Source organism: Halorubrum sp. AD140, assembly GCF_034497445.1.
Taxonomy (GTDB): domain Archaea; phylum Halobacteriota; class Halobacteria; order Halobacteriales; family Haloferacaceae; genus Halorubrum.
The window spans coordinates 22,368-44,413 of sequence record NZ_JAXRUU010000005.1; the positions used below are offsets into that span (position 1 = coordinate 22,368).

Below are 22,046 nucleotides of genomic sequence, written 5' to 3' on the forward strand. Positions count from 1 at the left end.
GAGCGCCGGGGACCAGCGAGGCTCCCGACGCGACGGCCCGACCGCGCTACATGAAGTCAGCGATCCCCGACTGCTTGTTCGTGTCGTCCTCGAAGACCGATTCGAGCGACTCCTCTAGCACCTTCAGCCGCTGTTTCGTGTAGGGCCGACAGCCGAACCGGTCGGCGACCTCGATCGCCGTGTCGACGTACTTGTTCACCGACCCCTGGTGGACGGTGAGGGTCACCCGCCCGCCGCACTCGCGGCAGTCGCCCGACAGCGGCATCCGCCGGTACTTCTCGCCGCAGTCGAGGCACCGCGTCTCCTGTCTGGAGAACGCCCGGAGGTTCCCGATGATGTCCGGCAGGAAGTGGTACTCGATGACGCGCTCGGCCACGTCGGTCTCGTCGACCGCGCGGATCTTCCGAGCGAGCTCCAGCTGGGCGTCCATCTTCTCCATCATGTCGCCGAGCGTCTTGTACGCCGAGAGGTCCGGCCCCATCGCGATGTCCGTCGTGTCGTGGGTGTGGTCGAACCCGTGGTACTCCTCGTCGGTCCCGAGCGTGTCCTCGCCGAGCTGGATCCGGTCTTCCAGCTCCTCGGGGTCCGTCAGGTCGAGCGTCGCCTCGTAGAACTCGAGGGGGTACTCGCGCACGATGTCCATGTTGTGCGCCTCGTCGTCGATCTCCGAGGGGTCGATCCGCGAGGACATGACCAGCGGCGCGTCCATGCGCCCCCCGCGCTGGTCGGGGAGAAATTCTTTCGAGAAGTTGAGCAGTCCGTCCATGAGGAGCATCACGCAATCTTCGTCGCCGTCGCACTGACCGGAGTACACGTCGTTTGCGACGAGGGTATTGGTCTCTTCGACGGTCAGACAGTACGTGGATTCGACGTCGGACTGGACCGTCTCGACAGAGGCGATCTCGTCGACCCAAACGTCGCCGCCGTCGCCGAAGAGTCGCTGCGTTCGGGTATCGGTGCGATCCAGCACATCAGTAAGTGTGTCCTCCTTGCGGCCGAGGTGGAAGCCGATTCGGTCGGCGAACCGCACGGCGTTCTGTGATGTGATCTTGAGAACCCAAGAATCGAACGACCGCTCGTCGTCGTAGAACTCGGCCACCGCGCCCGTCTTCGGGGTGCGTTCCACGCGATAGACTTTCGCCGCGATGCCGAACCGCTTGAGCGCTGCGACGAGGTCGGACTGCAGGTCGTCGCTCACCGTGTGTGCGCGGACTTCGACACGTTCGCTTGACGTACTGCCGTCCCCGGAGAAGTACGCCGCGAGGAACGTTCGGAGAACCGAATCCGGTGCAGAGAGCACGCAGTCCGGGATTCGTTTCGTCTCCGCACGACACCCGGCGTGGAGAACATCCGAGAACAGCGTCGCGACGAGACGACTGGAGACGGTAACCTTCCACTCGTTCTCCTCGAATGCCTCGACGTCAAACACGTCGTCGAAGACGTCGATGAGTTCTTCGCGTGGCGCGTCGTCAGGCGTGCAGATGGTCGTCTGGTAGAATGATCCCACCTCCTGCCGTGTGAACCCTTCTGCAGCGTAGTACCCGAGCATCGTGCCGACAGCCTCGTCGACCTCGAACTGGCGCGAAATCGAAGCGCCGTCCCGACGGATTCCGAGTGTCACGTCGGTGGGAACGCGTTCGACGACATCGTCGCGGTCGTACAGTTCGAGCAGGACGCCGGCCGGAATGCTGTCGCGGGACACCCAGTTGTACACCGTCGACTGACTAACGCCGAGGAGTTCCGCAACGGGCTTCAGGTAGCTCTCGGCGGCTGTCGCGTCGTCGAGGAGTTGCTTGAGGTCGGATTCGCCGAGTCCTCGGATCATCAGGTCGTCGTTCGGAACGGCGTCCGCGTCGAGGAATTCCGCGAGCAGGTCGAACGTCGCTGTGTCCCCGTCGACCGGAATCTGTTTCGGCGCGGGGAGCGCGTCTTCCGTAGTTAACTCTCGAGCCGGCACGCGCTCGATTCTGTCCCCGGTCAACCGACGCATCGAGTGGTTGGGTGTCACCGTCAGCTCCTGCCCGCTCTTCGTTTCGACGCGGACCAGATGGTCGGGCGACGGATGCTTCGAGACGGCTTCGACTCGTTGGAGCGTGTCCTCGCCGTCCTCAGTTACGGACGGCACGTACACGTCTCCGTCGAGTTCCTGGACGAGCGTCCCGAAGTCGTCCTCGTCAGCCGCTTCGGCGTCGAGGCGGTCCTCAACGAGTGTCTCGATGGGGTCGTAGTGCCACGTTCCGGCTTCGTCCTCGAACCACACGTTCGTCTCCGGATGGAAGCAGTTCCTACGCTTCGCGGCGTGAAAGTACGGATGAGCGTATCCTACCGCTGCTGACGTAAATCCTACCACTCTCCCGACAGTTGCCGCGCTCGTGTGCGGCGCCATCCCGAAGACGAGCTCGCCGACGAGGTCGTCGCGCTCGTTCACCTCGTAGAAGCGGGGGAGCCCGTAGAACTGCTCGAGGAGGTCGTCGACGAAGTCGGCGGTCCGCAGCATGTGTTCGGCCGCGCCGTCCGAGAGGACGATGTCCTGCACACGGAGCTCGACGAGCTGGTCGTCGTGGCGCAGGGGTTCGCCGTCGATGTCGGTCTCGTAGCCGATCTCGCGGAGGTGGTCGGCGGTGACGTCGAGCTCCTCGGGCCGGACCGACGTGACCGGGAGGTCGGTCATGTCGTACCTGACGGTGCCGTCCTTGAACGACGTGACGCCGTTCTTCGCGCGGAGGATTCCCTTCTCGATCGGCTCGGGCGTCTTGTTCCGCGAGGTGAGCCCCTGGACCCCCTTCAGGATCTCGAAGGACGCCTCGCGTTCGCCGACGTTCGCCAGCGCGGAGCGGTACGCGTCGTGGAGGTCGACCTCCTGGTACGTCGCCGCCCGCACCTCCCACTCGCAGCGGGGGCACTCGACGCGCCCGGCCTCGTCGGGCGTACAGACCGTGCCGCAGTCGCCGCACTCGTAGTGAGGCTCGGTGTGGACCGCACAGTCCGGACACCGCGCCCGGTAGGTGTGCTCGCCGCAGTCTGGGCAGACCCGGTCCGAGACCTCGACCTCCAGCCGACCGCGGTGGCCCGAGTCGTCCATCACGCTCGCGGCCTTGGCGACGTCGCGCTGCGGGCCGCCGGCCTCGTTGATCGGGAACAGCGTGTGGACCGCGGGCGAGAGGTCGCGGCTCTCGGACTTCTCGGGGCGCCCCATCCGGTTGCCGATCCGGGTCGGCGCGCGCTCGCGGACCTCGAAGGGCGCGACCTCGTTGACGGCCGCCACCGCGTTCTCGCCGTCGGCCCACTCGCGGGCCGCCGTCGAGAGGTCGTCCGCGTCCCACGTCTTGCGGAGCCCGTCGTCGACCCCGAGCGACCGCGCGAGCGGGCGCCACGTCGGGATCCGGAGCGCGTCCGGCGTGGCGGTGTGCTCGACCAGCAGCGCCTCCAGGGCCGACCGCGTCGTCTCCGTGCGCTCGATCGCGAGGACGCCCTCGACCACGTCGCCGTCGGCGACCGCCTCGGCGAGCGCCTCGAACGCCGCGACCGACACGTCGTGCCAGAGGTAGGTGTACTCGGGGTGGAGCGGACAGTCGTACTCGCGCGCCCACGCGAGCGCCTCGTCGACGGCTGGGCGTTCCAGGTCGACGTGCGGGTCGTCTCGCATCGCCTGCACGTCGGCGCCGGCGGCCGCGAACTCCTTGACCCACCACTCGTACGCGTAGGAAGCGGGCGCGAGCGGGTGGTTGTTCTCGACGAACTCGCCGTAGTTGACGAGGTACTCCCCCAGATCGAGCACCTTCTCGACGCCGTTGCGCACCGCCTTCGCCTCCGCCGGGTCGTCGATGCGTCGGACCTCGCCGTTCGCGAGCCGGACCGTCGGCCCCTCGATGGAGTCGACGGGGACGACCCCGTGGGCCTTCCCCGGGCGCTCCGTCTTGATCTGCGTGCCGGCCGCGAGGAAGTCGTCGACGAGGTGCATCGTCGCGGGGTGGACCCCGCCCGTCGCGAACCCGTGGTTGCGCGCGCGCCCGTATCGCAGCCGGAACCCGCCCGCCTCGCTCGGGTGCGTGAAGACGGGGCGGCCCGCGATCAGGTCTCGGAGGAACTTCTGCGAGGGCTTCGCGCGGAGCGGGCCGACGGGCCCGTCTGCTCCCGACTCGTCGCCGTCCTCGTCGCTCTCGGCGTCGATCGCGTCGCCCTCGGTGTCGCCCCCTGAATCTCCGTCCGAGTCTCCGGCGCCGCCGTCAGACTCGCCGCTCGTCGCCTCCCCGTCCTTCCCGATCGTCCCGTCGATCAGGTCCTGGAGCCACGGCCAGTCGACCTCGTCGAGGTCGCGAGTGTACCGCTGGATCTTCGGGGCCTTCAGGGCGATCCCCTCGGCCGCGACGAGGCACATCCCGCCGCGCGCCGAGTTGGTGTCGACCCGTTCGAGGTCGCGGAACCCCGAGACCTCCTCGTCGCTCGTCGCCTCCCCGTCGAGCATGATGGGGATGTGCTCCGCGATGAACTTCGACTCCTTGTCCTTCGGCGTGTACTGGAGCCCGGTCTCCGTGTCGTAGAGGGCGATCTCCTCGGCGTAGCGCTCGACCTCCACGTCGCGCGGCTTGTACTCGTCGATGCCCAGCAGCGACCGGGCGTAGTCGGCGACGAGCACGGAGAGCGCCTGTGCGGTCCCGCCCGCGGACCGGATCGGGCCGGCGTAGTAGACGTTGACGAACTCGGTGCCGTCGTCGTTCTCTAACAGCTCGACCCGGTCGATCCCCTCGATCGGCGCGGCAACGACCCCCTCGGTGAGGAGGGCGACCGCGGTCCGGACCGCGCCCTCGACCTTCCCGGCGCGGGAGTCGTAGTCGCCGACGGTCCCCTCGACGAAGTCGGTGACGAGCGCCAGGGCCGCCTCCTCGCGGGACATCTCCCCTTCCAGCTCGCGGACGCGCTCCGCGACGCCGTCGATGCCGAGGATGTTCTCGACCCGGTCGGCCATGTCGCGGGCGACGGGGATCTCCACCTCCGGCTCCGGGTCGTGGCCCTGTCCCTTCGCGGTCTCCGCGAGCTCGAGCGCCTCGTCGAGCCGCTCTTCGATCCGGGCGAAGTAGCGCTCGTCGTCGGGTCTCATCGCCGCGGGACTCGCCTCACAGCCACAGGTCGAGGTCGGTCGTCGGGTCGTGTTCGCGCTCCAGGGGCTCGTCGAAGGCGCGGAGGTGACACTCGCCCGCCCAGACGGTGCCGGAGTCGAGGTGCCCCGCGAGGGCCTGCCCGCTCGGCCGCGAGAGCACGGCGTGGGTGTGCGCGAACACGTCCCCGTCGAGCAGCGAGACGTTCCCCACGCAGGCGGCGACCTCCAGCGGCTCGTCGAACGTCACCGACCGGTACTCGGTGTCGTCCTGGTCGTAGAACCACACGTCCGCGTCCTGAACGGCCCCGAGCGCCGTGAACCAGCCCGCCTCCACGTCCTCCGCGCGGGCGAGGTCCTCGATCTCTTCGCGCCAGTCGGCGCCGGTCTCGAATCGGGCGACGTACTCCGCCGTCGTCTCGACTTCCCGGTGGTACATAGGAACCGTCCACGGCCGCCGGGGAGAAAAAGCCTTCAGTCGACGACGCTGACGGCCGGTAGGGAGAATTGATATAGCGGTATCTGATATACTCGCGTACCGCAGCGTCGCAGATCGATTCGACGGAACCGCCACGAGAGGGACGAACGAGCCGCTAGAGGAACGGAACGCGGAAAACGGAGAGAACGGAGCGCCGGATCAGAACGGGGCCTGGGGGCCTTCGTCGTCGCCGTCGTCGGTCGTCTCGCCGGGGAAGGAGGGAGACATGCCGCCGCCCGTACCGCCGAGGTCGCCGTCGGCGCCGGCGCCCATGCCGGTGTCGGCGTGGACCGTCTCGATCTCGGGGATCTCCTTGACCATCCGGGACTTGATCGCCTGGATCGTCATCGGCGAGATGCCGCAGCCGGAGCAGGCGCCGCCGAGCTGGACGGTCACCTCGCCGTTCTCGCGATCGAGGTGGCTGATGGCGGCGCTCCCGCCGTGCATCTGGATCTGCGGGAAGTTGCGCCGCAGGAAGTTCGTGATCCGCTCGCGGAGTTCGTTGTCCCCGTCGGCTGTGTCCGTGCTCATGTCCGCAGATTGGCGGTCGGCCGGCTTATGCCTTTGGTTCGACTGGACTCGAACCGCGGAATCGACCGTCAGCGAGGCCCTCGCCCTCACTCCGGGCGGGCGACCCCGAGGGTGCGATGGAGTTCGGCCTCGATCCGCTCGACGTACTCCGCTAACGTCTCCTCGAACGTCTCGTCGTCGACGAGGACGCCCTGTAGCCGCTCGCGCGGGTTCTCGGGGAGCTCGACGCGGAACTCGCCGTCCTCGTAGAACGGCTCGGACTCGTTGAGTATCGTCTGGTCGATCCCGTGGATCAGCTGGGAGTCGTGGCGCTCGTTCATGTGGTTGAACGCGTTCTTGTACGCCCGCTGGAGCTCCTGGAAGTAGTGGACGTACTTGTCCTCGAACTTCTCGGGGTCGAACTCGTCGGTCATGCCTCGAACGACGAACCGACGAGAAAAAAGCCGGTCGATCGGCAGTTCGCGGTCGAGAACCGCACAGCGCCGCTCCCTCCAGCTGTCGACAGGACTGAGGAGAGGGGGTGTACGTGAATGAGAGAAGGGATAAACTAATATACGCTATACTAAATTGTGTCCCGGCAGTTCGAGCCGCTGGGAGGCGAGACCGGGGCTCGGTGTAGAGCGAGGCCGCGTCGCGAACGCCCACTACCGCTTGAAACGCGACCGCGTGAGCGCGATACGTTCTGGGTCTCGTTCACCCCGCTCGAAGTAAGGTTCACGGAGAGTAGACTAGGAGTCTCGTACCGGGGACAGTCAGGTGCTTGGAGCAGGTCAGTGGCTGTTGGGGCGGCGAGAACGCCGAGAGCCGGCGGGAACGGTAACGGCGGCTGAACGGTAGATAGTATCTAAATTACAATCGGACCCCGAGGCGGACCACCGGTGTGGATGCGCGGCGCTGCTTGCATCCGCGAGACACTATGACAAGAGCGTTTAAACCCGAAGACGAGGGGATGACAGTTCGCACGATGGACGGCGACGACGTCGGCGAGATCGAGTCGGTCGAGGGGTCCAGGGCCAACGTGCGGCCGACATCCAGTCTCTCCGAGAGCGTTCGACAGCGCCTGGGCTGGACCGGGGGAAACGACGACGTCTACGAACTCGAGAACTCGGAGGTTGGTGAGTTCACCGACGACGCGGTCATGCTCAAGGACTGACGACGCCTCACGACCCTTTTTTGAGCCGCGCTGCGACGCCGTCGAGGTGACTGAAGCCGACGACGCAGACGACTGGTCCCGCCCGTCGAAGCGCCGCGAGTCGGTCGGCCATCTGTCGCTCCCTGATGGCGTCGAGCAGTGCGGTCTCCGGCGGCGGTGTGAGCGAGTCCACCAGCGCCATGCCGCGGCGGAGGTGGGCCCGCTCGTGGTCGGCCTGCCTCGCAGGCGACGCCGCCGCAGAGATATCGTACTCCTGAGTGAGTTCCAGCTGCTCGACCGTGGGGACCCCCGGAACGCCCAGTCGCGAGAGCCTGGCGGCGACGGTGCGAGCCGCGATCTCGGCCGTCGACCGGAGCGTCCGCAGAGCGGTCCGAGGCGGGGCCCGGCTGGTCCGCAGCTCAGCGAGGACCGATCGGAGAGTCCTGCGACCGGGGATGTCGATCCCGGCGACCGGGATCGAGGGGTTCGCCGCGATGGCCGCCGTGACCTCTCCGCCGGCCCCGTCGCGGTCGCTGGCGTAGGCGGGAACCAGGAGCGACGGGACCTCGATCGCGATCGTCTCGGGCTCGACGGCGTCGACGACCGAGGCGACCCGGAAGACGCTCGCCGGGTGATCGTGGACGACGCCGACCAGCACGACGGGCGGGCCGCCCGCGTCGAACCGTCGGATCGCGTCGTCGAGAACGCGCGGATCGTCCTCGATCGCCGTCGTGAGTCGTGAGTCGATCTGCGACGTGGAGCGGGACACGAGTGGGGCAGGTCCCGTATGGGACCAGTAGTGTGCTCCTACCGCCCGACGTACTTAGCTTGCGCGCCCGCACGGCGAGGGTGGTACGTAGCCATTATTCGTGCGGTTCGTGGGTACGTAGCCATTATTCGTGCGGTTCGTAGCGTCGCCATTATTCGCGCGGTTCGTAGCGTCGCCTTCCGCGTGCGCGCTGCGGAGTCGACTGGTGAAGACCGCGGGGACTGCTGGGACACGTTCGGCGGCGAGTTCTCGCCGCAGGCCCCGTCTCGGATCGAGTACCGAGCGGGTCCGCGTTCTATCCGGCCACCGGCGGGCTCGTTGGCGCCGTCGGATGTCGCCGCCGTCCCCGCGTAGGACCGGGTTATCGGAACCAATGGTCACAATAACTTACCGAGCGTGGCAAGCAGGGTCGGTCGAACGTACATGCGCGCACGAGACAGCGTCGCCGAGCGGAACTCCCCGGCGGAGACGACACTCGCTCCGCTCCCCGAGCAGCTCGATTCGCACGTCGCGAAACTCCTGTATCTGTACCTGTACGCGGTCGGTCCGGCGACTCCCGCGGAGCTCTCCGCGGCGTTGCAGATGCAGAAACTCACCGTCTATCCCGTCTTACGACAGCTCAAGTCGAGGGACCTCGTCAGCCGCAACGGACAGACGTATCGGGTGTGACGCGACCGCGATCGGTTGCGTCGGGGGCCCCGCGCCGCTCACTCACGCCACCCAGAGAGGTGAGCGAAACAGTAGATGAACGCCAGCCAGCCGAAGAACAGTCCGGCGACGATGACGAGAAAGTCGGCCAGCGTCGTCCCGAAGACGACCAAGTAGCCGATACCCACCGTGAGCAGCACCAGAGAAACCCCGAGTAGCCCGAAACACGTTTTTTCTGCCGCTTTCGGTACGAAATCCATAGTGGTCAGTCGGGCAAAACCTCATTAGTAATATCCCACATACATTACCGATCGACGCCGTGGACGTGACCGTTCATCCGTAGTGTCGAAGGACGGACGAACGGACACCAAACCATGTTTACAGATCGAACCGACGCCGGTCGGCGGCTGGCTGACGCCGTCGAGGACCGCGACGTCGAGGCCGACATCGTCCTCGCGATTCCGCGCGGCGGGCTTCCGGTCGGGCGGGTCGTGGCGGACCGCCTCGGCGTCCCGCTCGACGTCGTGTCGGCCCGCAAGATCGGAGCGCCGGGGAATCGCGAGTTCGCGATCGGCGCCGTCGCCAGCGACGGCACCGTCTGGCTGAACGAACCGGCGATCGACGAGTTCGGGGTCGCGGACGCGTACGTCGCCGACCAGATCGACCGCCAGCGCGAGGCGGCGCGAGCGGCGGTCGAACGGTATCGACGCGACCGCCCCCCGCTCGAGCTACGCGGAAAGCGAGTCGTCGTCGTCGACGACGGGACCGCGACCGGCGCGACCGCGATCGCGTGCGTGAGAGCGATCAGAAACGCAGGCGCCGATCGCGTGGTGGTGGCGACTCCCGTTTCCCCGCCCGACACGGTCGAGCGCCTCTCGGCCGAGGCCGACCGGGTTATCTGCGTCGTGACGCCGCCGTATTTCAGTGCCGTCGGACAGTTTTACGAGTCGTTCGAGCAGGTACCGGACGAACGGGCCAGAGCGTACCTCACGGCGAACGAGGAGTGACGGTGGCGCCCTCCGCGGCCGAGGACGGGGCAAAGAAGAACTGCGACCCCGAGCCTCAGTCGCTCAGGTATCGCCGAGGGTTGTGACGGCGGTTTCGACCGTCTGGCGTGCGGTTTCGAGCAGGTCGTCCGCCCGCTGTGCCTGACGCGCTTCCGCGGTGAGCCGAACGAGCGGTTGCGTCCCGCTCGCGCGGACGAGGAACCACCCGTCGTCGGTCTCGACGCGGACGCCGTCGAAGGTGGTCACCGAGTCATATCGCCGCGTGAGTCGCCGTTCCACGTCGGCGACGACGCGCTCCAGGTCGTCACTGGGAACGGCGTCACGGCGTATCGGGTGCTCCGGAAGGTCGTCGACGAGCGTGGAGAGCGGTCCGCTCGTCGCGACGAGCTCCACGAGCGTACACGCGGCCAGCGGCCCGTCGGGACACGGGATCTCCCCCGGCCAGATCCACGCGCCGCTCGGTTCGCCGCCGAACGCGGCGCCCAGCTCCGCGGCGCGCTCCGCGACGTGGGCGTCGCCGACCGGCGTCCGGACCAGTTCGACGCCGACTTCGTCGAGCGCCTCGTCGACGGCGAGGCTCGTGTTCAGCGGCGCGGTGACGACGTCTCCCGCCGCGGCGGCTCGGCGGGCGAACAGCGCGAGCAGCGCGTCACCCCGCACGACGCGTCCCCGCTCGTCGACGGCGACGGTCCGGTCGGCGTCGCCGTCGTGCGCGATCCCCAGGTCGGCGTCCGTGTTCGCGACGGTCGCGGACAGAGTCGAACACGAGTCGGGAGTCGGCTCGCTCGGCCGCCCGGGGAAGCGGCCGTCTCGCTGTGCGTTCAGCGTCTCCACGTCGCAGCCGGCGGATGCGAGCGCGTCGGCGGTGACCCGTCCCGTGCCGTTTCCGACGTCGACGACAACCGCCGTTCCCCCGGCGTCGCGTTCGAGCGCCGTGCTCGCCAGCAGCTGCTCCTCGTGGCGCGCGGCCGCGTCGCTCCGTCGAGTCCGTCGGCCGAGCCCGTCCCAGTCGGCGAACTCGTACGAGCCCGACGCGATCAGCTCCTCGACGCGGGAGCGACGGTCCGCACCGAACGCCCGCCCGTCGTCGGTCCAGAGTTTGAGCCCGTTGTCGGGGGGCGGGTTGTGCGACGCGGTCACGACGACGCCCGCGTCGGCGCCCGCTCCGACGACGGCGCGGGCGACGGTGGGGGTCGGGACGACCCCGACGTCGACGACGTCGGCGCCGCATTCCGTGAGTCCCGCACAGACCGCGTCGAGGAGAAAGCGGCCGCTCTCCCTGACGTCTCGCCCGACGACGACCCGGTCGGCACCCAGGGTCGCGACCGCGCGACCGATCGAGAGCGCGGTGTCGGCGGTGAGCGTCCCGCCGACCCGGCCCCTGACGCCGCTCGTCCCGAACGAGACCGACGGTGCCGGCCGGTCGGTCCCCTCGTCCGTCCGCGTCATCTCACTCTCCCTCCGACGGCACCCGTCGCGGTCGTCGCGGCCGTTCCTCCCGCGGGCGGCCGATTCGGTCGTCGGCCGGTCCGGTCGCCGGCCGCCCGGTCGCGGTCGGCGGTCGCGCCAGTCGGACACGCGTCGGTCATTGGCGGTGAGTTCCCCGCTCTCTGGCATTAGTAGCGACACGGTACGACGGTCCGGAGCGACGGCCACGCGATTCGACGGTGATCGTCCCCGTTAGACGGTGTGAAGCCGATTGGGGTTCGACCGTCTCTCGGTAGTGTTCGGGTTACAAAGTCACCATACCGAGTGTCACCGTCGACGATGACGTGTCCATACCTCGACTACCGCTCTGAGGACGAGACCCACCAGTTCGACCACGATCGACCGTACTGCACGGTGATGGAAGAGTTCGTCTCCCCGATGCAAGCGGACGTCTGTAACGACCGCTTTCGGTTCAGTCACGAGGACGACTGTGAGGTGTTCCGCACGGCCGCGGAGCCGCCACGGGCCGACGATGACTGACCCGCGTAGCCGTGAGCTATCGTCGGTAAACGGGGCAATACAAAATCGCCGGACCGGCTCCCCCCGAACGACTCCGGCGCCGCCGGGGACCGACCAATGACCTACACGGACTACCTCAACGGCGACAAGATCATCCTCACCGTCGCGACCACCGGCGGAGTTCACGGAAAGGACGCGAATCCGAATCTCCCCGAGCAGCCCGAGGAGATCGCGGAACACGTCGCGGCGTGCGAGGAGCTCGGAGCCGCGATCTGTCACGTCCACGGGCGGGACGAGCACGGCGAAAACGACGCCGGGCGGCTGCAGGCGGTCAACGACGCGATACGGGACCGCTGTGACGACATCATCATCCAGAACACCACGGGCGGGCAGTCCGAGTTCGACTCCCGAGTCCAGGGGATCCGAACGGACCCCTCTCCCGAGATGGCGTCGCTCGACATGGGACCGTTCAACCGCGGCAAACACATCATCACCGAACACAACCGCCACAACATCGAGCGACTCGCCCGCGAGATGAGAGAGAAGGGCATCAAACCCGAACTGGAGGTGTTCAACAACGGCCACCTCAACGAGGTGTACCGCCTGATCGACACCGGCCTCTTAGAGGAGCCGTACTACATCAACCTCATCTTCGGGAGCGGGACGTTCTCGATACCCTCACCAGAGAACGTGATGAACCTCGTCTCGAACCTCCCCGAGAACAGCGAGTTCAACCTCCTGGCGACCGGCCGTCACCAGCTGCCGCTGACCACGATGGCGCCGATCCTCGGTGGACACGTCCGCGTCGGCATGGAGGACAACCTCTACCTCCGACAGGGCGAGCTGGCCGAGAGCAACGCCCAGCTCGTGGAGCGTTCGGCGGCGATCGTGGATCGGCTCGACCGTGACCTCGCGACGCCGGACGAGGCCCGCGAGATACTCGGAATGAGCTAAGCAGATGGGAGGAGCTTCGCCCGACCACGACGTCCGCGAGACCCCCGCCGCGGAGCGGTCCGAGCGGCGGAACGGGGACCGCAAAGGGGGACGCACCTACGGTGACGGCGACGTGGCACTCACTCGAAACGTGGACGGCAGAGACCGCTCCGACGACGGGGCCGGCGCCGCGATCGACGGGGTCGTCCGAGGGATCGGTCGACGCGTACTCGACGCGGCCCCCTGGCTGGAGCGACCGCTGTTGCGCTGTCGCAGCGCGTACGTGCGGGCCTACGTCCGAGCCGTCCAGCTCACCCACCGACGAGCGCACGCGGCCCCGATCGAGCCCTACCGAATCCTCCGCGTCGATCCCGACCGCATCACGCGCCTGGCGACGCCGCCCTCACGCTCTCGCTTTCGCCGCGCCGGCGCCGTCGAGGACGGCGAGTGGGACCTTCGAGACGACCGATTCGTCGACACCGACCTCTACCGGTCGTTCGAGGCCCACTTTCGCGACGGGGTCCCGTGGGACCGGACCGCGTTTTTCGAGCGCGTCACCGCGGAGATCCGGCAGGGTCACCGCCCGTGGGGGTGTGCGTCCCGAAGCGACCTCGTGCAGCGGTGTCGACGCCTCGACGAGCTCTACGAGTCGCTCCGCGAGCACGGGTTCCTCACGCAGCGGGAGCTCGCCGCGTCCGATCGAGACGATCCGGTGTTCCGCGAGCGGGCCACGCTCGCCACCCGAATCCTCAACGACGAGGTCGCCGTCGACGTCGGCCGCGACGGCGACCTGTTGTACTCCGACGGCCGGAATCGACTGGCGATGGCGAAGCTGCTCGGCGTCGACGAGCTCCCCGTGATCGTGCTCAGGCGGCACTCGCAGTGGGCCGACGTCCGCGACGCCGCAGCGCGGCACCTCGAGCGGACCGGACGGCTCCCGGAGCGGCTCCGTGACCACCCCGACGTCGCCTACCTCGAAGACGACTGACCGCGGACGCCGACCGTCCGACTCCGTCTCGTCGAACCGGCCGGCCCCTTCTCGTCGAACCGGTCGGCTCGGACGAAGCGACCGCGTTACCGCGGAGAGTCGAGCTGCCCGTCGGCGCGTCCGGCGCGCGCCGAGATCAGGTCGGCGAGCCCCTCTTCGAGGCCGACCCGCGCGCGGAATTCCAGCCGGTCCTCGGTCCGCGTCGTCGCCGCCCGGCTGTGGCGGACGTCGCCGGGACGCGGGGGGTCGTGTCGGACGTCGACGTCGGTCTCGACCAGCGTCCGGACGAGCGACCCCAGTTCGTTGATCGTGACGCTCCGGCCCGTCCCGACGTTGTAGGCGGTCCCGGTGTCGTCGGTCGTCGCGGCCGCGACGTTCGCCCGGACGACGTCCGAGACGTGGACGAAGTCGCGCGTCTGCTCGCCGTCGCCGTGGACGACGAGCGGCTCCCCGTCGAGCGCTCGCTCGAGGAACGCGTCGATGACGCCGCTGTACGGGCCGCGCTGCCCCCGACCGTACACGTTGAAGTACCGGAGCGCGACGACCGGCACGTCGTAGGACGCCTCGTAGGCGCGGGCGTAGGCGTCGGCGGCCGCCTTCGACGCCCCGTACGGCGACTGCGGGTCCTGGGGCTCGTCGACGGTGACCGGGAGCGACTCCGGGTGACCGTAGACGGCGGCGCTCGACGCGAGCACGACGCGCGCTCCGACCTCCCGAGCCGCGTCGAGGACGGCGAGCGTCCCGTCGACGTTCGTCCGGTTCGTCTCGAACGGATTCGCCACCGACTCCTCGACGCTGACGACCGCCGCGAGGTGGAATATCACGTCGACGCCCTCGGCCGCCCGCGCGACGGCCTCGCGATCCGTGACGTCGTCCTCGATCAGCGTGGCCGTCTCGGGAACCGCGTGCCGGCTGCCGGTCGAGAGGTCGTCGAGGACTCGCACGTCGCCGTCGACCGCGAGGCGCGCAGCCAGGTGGCTGCCGATGAACCCCGCGCCGCCGGTGACGAGGTACGTTCGATCGCCGGAGAGGGACTCCCCGAGGTCGTCCCGCGCCGCCAGCCGGTTCCGGTCCCGGCGGTCCCCGGTCGTCCGCGTCTGAAACTCGTCCATGACGCGACCCATCCCGAGTGCACGCATTGTAATGTCCGCGTTACCGGGGACCTCCCGCCGACAACCACGCGCGACGGCCGGCCGGGGACGGCCACCCTCCCCAGTGCCCGAGAGGGGCGGTCTGCGACCGTCTCGCTCCGTCGTTCGTACGCGGGAGCGGCCCACGCCGGGAGTCGACGGCCTTACTCCTCGACGTCCCGCCATATGAAGCGGCTACTTACCTCCCACCATTTGGAACGGCCTGCATGGACGTGCTTGTCACCGACGGGATGATGAAAAAGTCCCTGGCGGTCGTCCGCTCCATCGCCCCGGTCTCGAGGCGGACGGGCGTCGTGGCGGCGCACCGTCCTTCCATGGCGGGCATCTCGCGGTACGCCGACAGGCAGCACCGGGTCGGTCGCCGAGGCCCGGAGACGTTCGTTCTGGCGCTCAACGTCGTCATCGAGCGCTTCGACTACGACTGCCTGCTTCCGGTCGGTGGCTGGACGACGAACGCGCTCGCAGAGCACAGAGCTGACCTGAGCGACCGCGTCGACGTCGTGTTGCCCGATGGCGAGTCGATGCGGGTGGCCCAACAGAAGCTGGCGACCTACGCCCTCGGGAAGCGGCTCGGCGTTCCCGTCCCGGAGACGCTCCAGCTGACGCCGTCGACGACCGAGGAGCAGGTCGATCGCGTCGGCTTTCCGGCCGTGGTCAAGGCGCCGACCGAGGTGGCGCCGCGGTACGTCGAGTACGTCGAATCGGGCGCGGGCGCGCGGGCCGCGGCGGACGACTACCGGCGGCGACACGGCCGGGACCCGCTGTTGCAGGCCCGGCTTCACGGCGACGGGTGCGGGTTCTTCGCGCTGTACCTCGACGGCGGGTGCGTCGGCGGGTACTCCCACCGTCGGGTCCGAGAGTACCCCCCCTCTGGCGGCGTCAGCGCGTGCGCCGTCTCGAGAGTGGACGAACAGCTCGCCGACCTCGGAACGACGCTGCTCGACGACCTCGAGTGGAACGGACCGGTGATGGTCGAGTTCAAGCGCGACCGGGACGAGACGCCGAAGCTCATCGAGATCAACCCAAAGCTGTGGGGGTCGCTCGACCTCGGTATCGCGTCGGGGTGTGACTTCCCGGCCGCGCTGTTGCGCTACCTCGACACCGGGGAGCACCCGGAGTTCTCGTTCTCCACGCAGCGGTACCACTGGCCGCTCTCCGGGGACATCCAGTCCGCGTTCCATCGACCGCAGCTCGCGCCCGACGTGGTTCGCGACCTGCTCTCCGCGGAGACGTCCTCGAACCTCTCCGCGACCGACCCCCTTCCGAACGCGCTGGAGCTCGCCAAAGCGGTGCTCTCTCCGATAGTCGACGCCTGACAGCTACGCGACGAACTCGTAGGCCCACTCGGCGATCGCCATCCGGAGCCCGCCCGTGGTGACGCGGTAGTACGGGACGAGCTCGCCGCCGAACTTGCTCTTGTACTGACAGAGACGCGGAGTGTTCGCCCCGTACAGGTCGTACCGGTGCACCGTGTCCGCCGGCGGGTCCGCCCGAATGTCTTCGAGGATCCGCCAGTGGAGGAGGCTGTTGACCGCGACGCCGTCGTAAACGGTCTGGCCCCCGCCCTGCCAGAAGTACGCCTCGGAGGGCGAGTACAACGCCGTGATCCCGGTGAGAAACTCGCCCGCGGTGGACCGGACCACGTACACGCGGGCCCGGTCACCGAGCGCGCGAAAGAGGTCACGCACGTATGGCCACCGCATCGGGAACGAGATCCCCTGTTCTTCGTAGCGGTCTCGCGTCGCCTTGAACACCCGGAACGCGGACCCGATCCCCTCCCTGTTCACGACGACGTCGAGCTCGTTCCCGTCGCTGACCTCCCGTCGGAGGCTCTTGCTCGCGTCCGCGAGCAGGTCCTCCGGGGTCGTCTCGGCGAGGTCGAGCCAGTATGTGAAGCTGGTGTCGACGTTCATGTCCGTCCACGCGTACGGACGGGGGTCGCCGAACTCGGGGCGGCAGGTCATCTGGAACAGCGTCAGCGGGTCGTCGAGTCCGAACTCCTCGACGACGGCCTCGGTGAACTTCCTGTTCAACCGCTCCCGCTTCCGTTTTTTCGGACTCGCGGGCATCATCACCGGACCGAGTCGCGGGACGTTCTTCCCCGGCGGGGGGGAGGTGACGAGCTTGCCGATCGGGAGCGAGCGGACGAAAAGCGGCAGGAGCGCCACCGGCCTGTCTCCCTTGAACCCGCCGATCAGGACCAGGTCGCTCTCGGTGTAGTCGTCGAGGACCGACAGCGCCTCAGGAGTGTGAAACACGCCGATGCCCTTCTCCGGGAGCGCATCGGCCCATTCCGCGAGAGACAGGTGCTCAAGTCTCATTTACCTACTCGTGTGGCGAGAACCGCTTTGTAAACCCGAGCGTACTACCCCCGGCGGTGCGTCAGGGTCGCGATTCGTCGCGGACGCGGTACGGTAACCGTACCCGTCGTCGACGCCGCCGGACGCCTCGTAAACGCGCTCGTACTCGTCGAGAAGTTCGTCCACACAGGCCGCGATACGCCCGTACACGTCGCCGAACGTCTCCTCGCCGTACCCGTGGGGATCGCGTATCTCCGGGACTCGCATCGGCGCGAACAGCCCGAGCAGATACGTCCGGTCCGTCGCCCACGGGTGCCGCTCGGCGACCGTGTGGTAGTTCTGGTAATCCATCGCTACCACGAGCGCGGCCCCGTCGATCTGCTCAGCCGTCGCCCGGACCGACCGGTGGTCGTCGAGGTCGACGCCATAGCGCCGCGCGACCCGCCGGGCGGTGCCCGGGGACCGCGGGTCGTTCAGCTGCACCGTACCCGCGGAGTCGACGTCGAGCGGCTCGATCTCGCGGGCCGCGAGGCGCGCGCGGGCGTACCGCTCCGCGAACGGGCTCCGGCAGATGTTCCCGTGACAGAGGAACAGGATCGAGCCGCCGCCTCGCAGCCGCTCGAGGGCGGCCCGTCGACGGTCGTCCCTGGCGGACCGCGTCGCGTGGATGCGAAGCCAGTACCGCGACCGGGTCGCCGCGAGCGAGAGCCTCGTCGTCGCGTAGCGTGGCGCCAGCCGCAGCAGCTCGCGCGGCGACTTTCCTCGCAAGCGCCGGAGGAACGCGGTCGGAGATGGCATGCGCGAAAAGTGGGTCGCCGGGGTTTCGTTAGCTCGCCGCTATCGGGTTGGGCGGCCGACATGATCGGATTACCCGCGTTTGATGAGCTATAACAATATCTCGAATCGCAGAGCGTCAGACATGAGACGATCGAGGGCGCCTACCGCGCCACCGCTCGACCGGGGAGGTGAGGCACGTTGGGTAGCGTAGTCCTGTCGCTCGACGCCGAGCTTGGGTGGGGACACCACGACCTTCCCTCCCCGCCGGCGGACCGGGTCGAGGCCGGTCGCAACGGCTGGCGAGACTCGCTCGACCTGCTCGACGAGTACGACGTGCCCGCGACCTGGGCCGTGGTCGGCCACCTGTTCCTGCACGACTGCGACGGTCGTCACAACTCGCACCCGACCCCCGAGGAATGGTTCGCGCGCGAGCGTCGGGCGTGGAGCGACCGCCGTGAGCTTCGGTTCGCGCCGAACCTCGTGGCCGCGATCGCCGACGCGGACGCCGACCACGAGATCGGCTGTCACACCTTCTCGCACGTCGAGTTCGGTGACCCGCGAACGACCCCGGAGATCGCGCGCGCAGAGCTGGTCGCGTCGCTCGAGGCGGCCGCGGCAGCGTCGATCCAGCCGGAGATGACGTCTGTCGTGTTCCCCCGCAACAGCGTCGGCCACCGGGACGTGATCGCGCAGTGCGGGTTCACCTGTTACCGCGGAACGAGCCCGACCGCCGAGGCGTTCGGCCCCTCGGCGATCAGGAAGATCGGCTACCTCGTGGGGTCGACGCCGCCGCTCGTCGAGCCGCGCGTCGACGAGTACGGCCTCGTCGACGTTCCGGCCTCGATGTACCTCTTCAGCTTCGAGGGGCCCGCGCGTCGAGCGTTCGAGCTGGCGGGGCGAGACCCGGTCGTCGCCGCCGCGCGACGGGGGATCGACGCGGCGGCGCGGAGAGACCGCGTGTTCCACCTGTGGTACCACCCGAACAACCTCGTGACGGACGGCGACGTGGCCCGGCTTCGGGCGATCCTGGAGCACATCGACCGGCGGCGGTCCGAGGGAGGGCTCCGCGTGGAGACGATGGCCGACGTGGCGAGGCGCGTGACGGCGGACGCCGGCCGTCCCGCTCCGCAGTCGACGGACGCACTCTCCTCGCAGACTGACGCGCCCTCCTCGCAATCGAAGGCGTCCTCGGCGTCGGCGGACGCGACCTCGACGGCGGCGGACGCGACCTCGACGGCGGCGGATGCGACCTCGGCCGACGACGATCGGTGACGACTCGATCGACGGAGACCGCTCGGCGTCGGAGGGTCGACCCGTCCGCCGTAGCCGAGGGTCCAATCGCCTGAGGCGGCGGTCGGTCGCCCGGCGCGGCTAGAACGTGTTCCGCTCGGCGAGCGTGAGCGTCCAGTCGTCGAGCGCGTCCAGCCTCGCGCCGTGGAGCTCCCACGGCGGGTCGTCCGTCCCGTCGAACAGCCGAGAGATGAGGATCGTCGGCGTCGTCGCCGCCGACAGCGGGAGCCGGTCGTCGGCGAGGAATCCGTGAGCCCTCGCGAGGTCGTCGGGGAGGGTCGACCGGTCCGCGACCACCACGTCGGCGTCGGCGTGGTCGGACGCGACGCGGGGGAGGATCGCCGCGAGCCCGCGGTGACGGGCCGATCCCGCCGCGAGCGGGAGGACGTCCGTCAGCGCCGCGGTGTCGCTGTCGCCGTCGTCGCTGCGCCCGACCACGACGGCCGCGATCGGCTCCGCGCGGTCGGTCGTCCGGGCGACGTAGGTCTCGTAGTCCCAGTCGGGCCTGTCGAACCGCCAGTCGTAGAACCGCTCGTCGCGGAGTGCGTGGACGCCGTCGGGCGGACGCTCCTCGTACAGCGCCGACAGCGTCCCGGCCGGCACGGCGTCGTGGTGCACCACCGTCACGTCGTCGGGTGTCGGCGACCGCCGGCTCCACAACCCCTGCCCGAGTCGAATGAGGGGAGCGGCGGCGCCGCCCGCTCGCGCGACCGCGCCCGAGGCGAGCGCGCCCGGGTCCTGAATCCGGTACGCCGTCGCGAGCTGTCCCACCTCACGGCAGCCGAGCTTCAGGTAGCCCGGCCGGGAGAGCGCGTTCGGGATGCTGAACGTGAGCACGTCCCCGTCGAGGTCGCCGTAGTAGTCGAAGGACTGCCGGGTCATGCGAGTGAACAGCCCCCGGCGCTGGTGGTCCGGGTGGACCATCGTGTCGCCGGTCTGGAGCCCCAGCGCCGTCCGGTCCCCGTTCCGGAGTCGGAAGGCCATGTACGGCCGCGCGCCGACGATCTCGCCGTCGCGCTCCGCGACGAACATCGGCACGTGCGCCACGTAGGGGTTGTCCGGGTACTTCCAGCGGAACCACGCCTCGGTGCCGCCGCCGAACACCTCGTCGTACAGTCGCAGGAACCCCTCCCTGTCGGCGGGCTCGTAGAGACGGATCGTGTAGTCGTCGTCGCTCGGCATGCTCGCGCTCGGGAACGCGCCGGGTTTGTTATGGGCGGACTTACGGGAGCGACCGCCCCGATCCGGCGAACGGTCACGGGGGGTCCGACCGCGCTCGCCGGCCCGGCAGGTCGGACATAACAAAGGCCGGATCGTCGGTGGTCCCGCACAATGGGCGACCCATCGCGGTCCGGAGTCGACGTGCTGGTCATCGGCGTCGACGCGCTCTGTCACGGCGTGCTCTCGCGCCTCTCCCCGGACACGACACCGACGATACATCGGCTGGTCGAAGCGGGCGCGAGCGGCCCCCTGGAGTCACAGCTCCCGCCGTGGACGCCGAGCGCGTGGCCGTCGATCTACACCGGGGTGAACCCGGGGAAACACGGCGTGTTCGGATTCCTCCGGTTCGAGGGGTACGACTGGGACGTGGTGAACGCGACCGACGTGCGCGAGCACGCGGTGTGGGAGCTCCTCTCGGACCACGGCCACCGAAGCGTCGTCGTCAACGTCCCGGTCACCCACCCGCCGGCGGCCTTCGACGGCGCGCTGATCCCCGGCTACACCGCGCCGGCCGACCCCGCGTGCCACCCGGAGGGACTCCTCTCGGAGGTCCGAGACGAGATCGGCGGCTACCGGCTGTACAACGAGCAGCTCGTCGAGGGGGCGACCCGCGACCAGCGGGTCGACGGCTACGAGGAGGTCGTCGGGATGCGGGGGCGAGCGTTCCGCTACCTCCTAGACCGAGAGCGGCCCGCGTTCGGCTTCCTCCAGTTCCAGCAGAGCGACACGGTCTTCCACGAGTTCCCGGACGACGACGAGGCCGTGGAACGCGTGTTCCGGGCGATAGACGAGGAGATCGCCGAGACGCTGGCCGTCGCCGACCCCGACGCCACCCTCCTCGTGAGCGACCACGGGATCGGACCGATCGGCGACGTGGAATTCCGGCCGAACGCGTATCTGCGCGACCGGGGGGACGTCGTCACGTCGGCGGCCGCGGAGAAGCCGTCGTGGTCGCAGCTCTCACGAGAGCGGCTCCGGGGGGGCGTCGACGACGGCGGAGAGCAGGGAGACGACGCCTCGCTACCGGTCGCCGTCGCGGAGCGCGCGCTGGCGGCGATGGCGGGCCTCGGCCTCACCAGCCAGCGGATCGGGACGGTGCTCGCGACGCTCGGGCTCGACGACGCGGTGGTCCGGCTCGTCCCCGGCGACCTTGTCCGCGCCGGGTCTGAACACGTCGACTTCGCGGCCTCCCGCGCGTACATGCGCGATCGGATCGAGCTGGGAATCCGGATCAACCTGGCCGGCCGCGAGCCCGAGGGAACGGTCGACCCGAGCGAGTACCGGAGCCTCCGCGAGTCCCTGATCGGCGAGCTCAGCGACCTCCGCACGCCCGCGGGCGACGCCGTGTTCGACGACGTGCTGGCCCGCGAGGAGGTGTACGACGGCCCGTACGTCGAGGAGGCCCCGGACGTGCTCGTCGTTCCGCGGAACTTCGACGTGTACCTCTCGTCGACCGTCCGCGACCAACCGTTCGGCTCGCCGCGGGAGTCGTGGAGCCACAAGCTCTGCGGGATCGTCGCCGTGAACGGACGGGAGATTCCGGCGAGCGACCTGCGGGGGGCACACCTGTACGACGTTACGCCGACCGTGCTCTCGTTGCTCGGTGTCCCCGTCAGCGACCGGATGGACGGGAGCGCGCTGCCGGTCGTCGAGGAGACCGAACGCGCGTCTCCGCCCCCCTACGAGGGCGACAGCGAGCCGACCGACGACGCGGCGGTCGAGGACCGGCTGTCGAACCTGGGGTATCTCGAGTGACCGTCCGCGTCGACCGCCCCTCGC

The 22,046-nt window shown here is 69.0% G+C and carries 20 protein-coding genes; 9 read left to right on the forward strand and 11 right to left on the reverse strand.

From position 1 onward, the window contains the following. Positions 1-46: 46 nt before the first annotated feature. From polC to U4E84_RS02360, 4 genes are all read right to left on the reverse strand, one after another. A complete protein-coding gene (polC, locus tag U4E84_RS02345) occupies positions 47-5,098 on the reverse strand; it encodes a DNA polymerase II large subunit (RefSeq protein WP_322530491.1) in 5,052 nt (1,683 codons plus the stop codon). A 16-nt stretch (positions 5,099-5,114) separates the two neighbouring features. Beyond that, positions 5,115-5,534 (reverse strand): PPC domain-containing DNA-binding protein, encoded by a 420-nt coding sequence (locus U4E84_RS02350; protein WP_322530492.1) that lies wholly within the window; start codon positions 5,532-5,534, stop codon positions 5,115-5,117. Between the two features lie 198 nt (positions 5,535-5,732). After that, a complete protein-coding gene (locus tag U4E84_RS02355; RefSeq protein ID WP_322530493.1) occupies positions 5,733-6,104 on the reverse strand; it encodes a NifU family protein in 372 nt (123 codons plus the stop codon). Between the two features lie 86 nt (positions 6,105-6,190). Continuing rightward, complete coding sequence (locus U4E84_RS02360) at positions 6,191-6,517, reverse strand: DUF5783 family protein (protein WP_322530494.1); 327 nt, start codon at positions 6,515-6,517, stop codon at positions 6,191-6,193. A gap of 551 nt (positions 6,518-7,068) precedes the next feature. On the opposite strand from U4E84_RS02360, the gene U4E84_RS02365 reads away from it, so the two are divergent. After that, the gene (locus tag U4E84_RS02365; RefSeq protein ID WP_322530495.1) at positions 7,069-7,257 is read left to right on the forward strand and encodes a hypothetical protein; all 189 of its coding nucleotides are present in this window, start codon (positions 7,069-7,071) and stop codon (positions 7,255-7,257) included. A gap of 7 nt (positions 7,258-7,264) precedes the next feature. On the opposite strand, the gene U4E84_RS02370 is transcribed toward U4E84_RS02365, so the two are convergent. Beyond that, on the reverse strand, positions 7,265-8,005 hold the full coding sequence (locus U4E84_RS02370) for a hypothetical protein (RefSeq protein WP_322530496.1): 741 nt from the start codon (positions 8,003-8,005) through the stop codon (positions 7,265-7,267). Between the two features lie 423 nt (positions 8,006-8,428). Between U4E84_RS02370 and U4E84_RS02375 the strand changes: the two genes are divergently transcribed. Next, positions 8,429-8,674: a helix-turn-helix domain-containing protein gene (locus U4E84_RS02375; protein ID WP_322530497.1), complete on the forward strand. Its 246-nt coding sequence runs from the start codon at positions 8,429-8,431 to the stop codon at positions 8,672-8,674. 38 nt (positions 8,675-8,712) lie between these two features. Here U4E84_RS02375 and U4E84_RS02380 read toward each other — a convergent pair whose 3' ends face one another. Beyond that, positions 8,713-8,853, reverse strand: a complete 141-nt coding sequence (locus tag U4E84_RS02380) for a hypothetical protein (protein ID WP_322530498.1) — start codon at positions 8,851-8,853, stop codon at positions 8,713-8,715. Between the two features lie 174 nt (positions 8,854-9,027). Between U4E84_RS02380 and U4E84_RS02385 the strand changes: the two genes are divergently transcribed. Further along, positions 9,028-9,660, forward strand: a complete 633-nt coding sequence (locus tag U4E84_RS02385; protein WP_322530499.1) for a phosphoribosyltransferase family protein — start codon at positions 9,028-9,030, stop codon at positions 9,658-9,660. A gap of 63 nt (positions 9,661-9,723) precedes the next feature. Here U4E84_RS02385 and glmM read toward each other — a convergent pair whose 3' ends face one another. Next, positions 9,724-11,109, reverse strand: coding sequence for a phosphoglucosamine mutase (gene glmM, locus U4E84_RS02390; RefSeq protein ID WP_322530500.1), 1,386 nt, complete (start codon positions 11,107-11,109; stop codon positions 9,724-9,726). 318 nt (positions 11,110-11,427) lie between these two features. Here glmM and U4E84_RS02395 point away from each other — a divergent pair, with 318 nt between their 5' ends. The 3 genes from U4E84_RS02395 to U4E84_RS02405 all read left to right on the forward strand — a co-directional run bounded on the left by U4E84_RS02395 (position 11,428) and on the right by U4E84_RS02405 (position 13,528). Continuing rightward, the gene (locus tag U4E84_RS02395; protein WP_322530501.1) at positions 11,428-11,628 is read left to right on the forward strand and encodes a hypothetical protein; all 201 of its coding nucleotides are present in this window, start codon (positions 11,428-11,430) and stop codon (positions 11,626-11,628) included. Positions 11,629-11,724: 96 nt separating this feature from the next. After that, positions 11,725-12,561, forward strand: a complete 837-nt coding sequence (locus tag U4E84_RS02400; protein ID WP_322530502.1) for a 3-keto-5-aminohexanoate cleavage protein — start codon at positions 11,725-11,727, stop codon at positions 12,559-12,561. 4 nt (positions 12,562-12,565) lie between these two features. After that, entirely contained in the window at positions 12,566-13,528 is a 963-nt protein-coding gene (locus U4E84_RS02405) for a hypothetical protein (protein WP_322530503.1), read from the forward strand. Between the two features lie 86 nt (positions 13,529-13,614). On the opposite strand, the gene U4E84_RS02410 is transcribed toward U4E84_RS02405, so the two are convergent. Further along, the gene (locus U4E84_RS02410; RefSeq protein WP_322530504.1) at positions 13,615-14,640 is read right to left on the reverse strand and encodes an NAD-dependent epimerase/dehydratase family protein; all 1,026 of its coding nucleotides are present in this window, start codon (positions 14,638-14,640) and stop codon (positions 13,615-13,617) included. 245 nt (positions 14,641-14,885) lie between these two features. On the opposite strand from U4E84_RS02410, the gene U4E84_RS02415 reads away from it, so the two are divergent. After that, on the forward strand, positions 14,886-15,995 hold the full coding sequence (locus U4E84_RS02415; protein WP_322530505.1) for an ATP-grasp domain-containing protein: 1,110 nt from the start codon (positions 14,886-14,888) through the stop codon (positions 15,993-15,995). A 3-nt stretch (positions 15,996-15,998) separates the two neighbouring features. Here the strand turns inward: U4E84_RS02415 and U4E84_RS02420 are convergent, their stop codons facing one another. Continuing rightward, positions 15,999-17,000 carry a GNAT family N-acetyltransferase gene (locus tag U4E84_RS02420; RefSeq protein WP_322530506.1) on the reverse strand — a complete coding sequence of 334 codons (1,002 nt, stop codon included), beginning with the start codon at positions 16,998-17,000 and terminating at the stop codon, positions 15,999-16,001. Next, on the reverse strand, positions 17,001-17,777 hold the full coding sequence (locus tag U4E84_RS02425) for a hypothetical protein (RefSeq protein ID WP_322530507.1): 777 nt from the start codon (positions 17,775-17,777) through the stop codon (positions 17,001-17,003). A gap of 177 nt (positions 17,778-17,954) precedes the next feature. Here U4E84_RS02425 and U4E84_RS02430 point away from each other — a divergent pair, with 177 nt between their 5' ends. After that, positions 17,955-19,028, forward strand: coding sequence for a polysaccharide deacetylase family protein (locus U4E84_RS02430; protein WP_322530508.1), 1,074 nt, complete (start codon positions 17,955-17,957; stop codon positions 19,026-19,028). A gap of 99 nt (positions 19,029-19,127) precedes the next feature. Here the strand turns inward: U4E84_RS02430 and U4E84_RS02435 are convergent, their stop codons facing one another. Further along, positions 19,128-20,228, reverse strand: coding sequence for a GNAT family N-acetyltransferase (locus tag U4E84_RS02435; RefSeq protein WP_322530509.1), 1,101 nt, complete (start codon positions 20,226-20,228; stop codon positions 19,128-19,130). Between the two features lie 150 nt (positions 20,229-20,378). Here U4E84_RS02435 and U4E84_RS02440 point away from each other — a divergent pair, with 150 nt between their 5' ends. Then, complete coding sequence (locus U4E84_RS02440; protein WP_322530510.1) at positions 20,379-22,022, forward strand: alkaline phosphatase family protein; 1,644 nt, start codon at positions 20,379-20,381, stop codon at positions 22,020-22,022. Positions 22,023-22,046 lie beyond the last annotated feature (24 nt).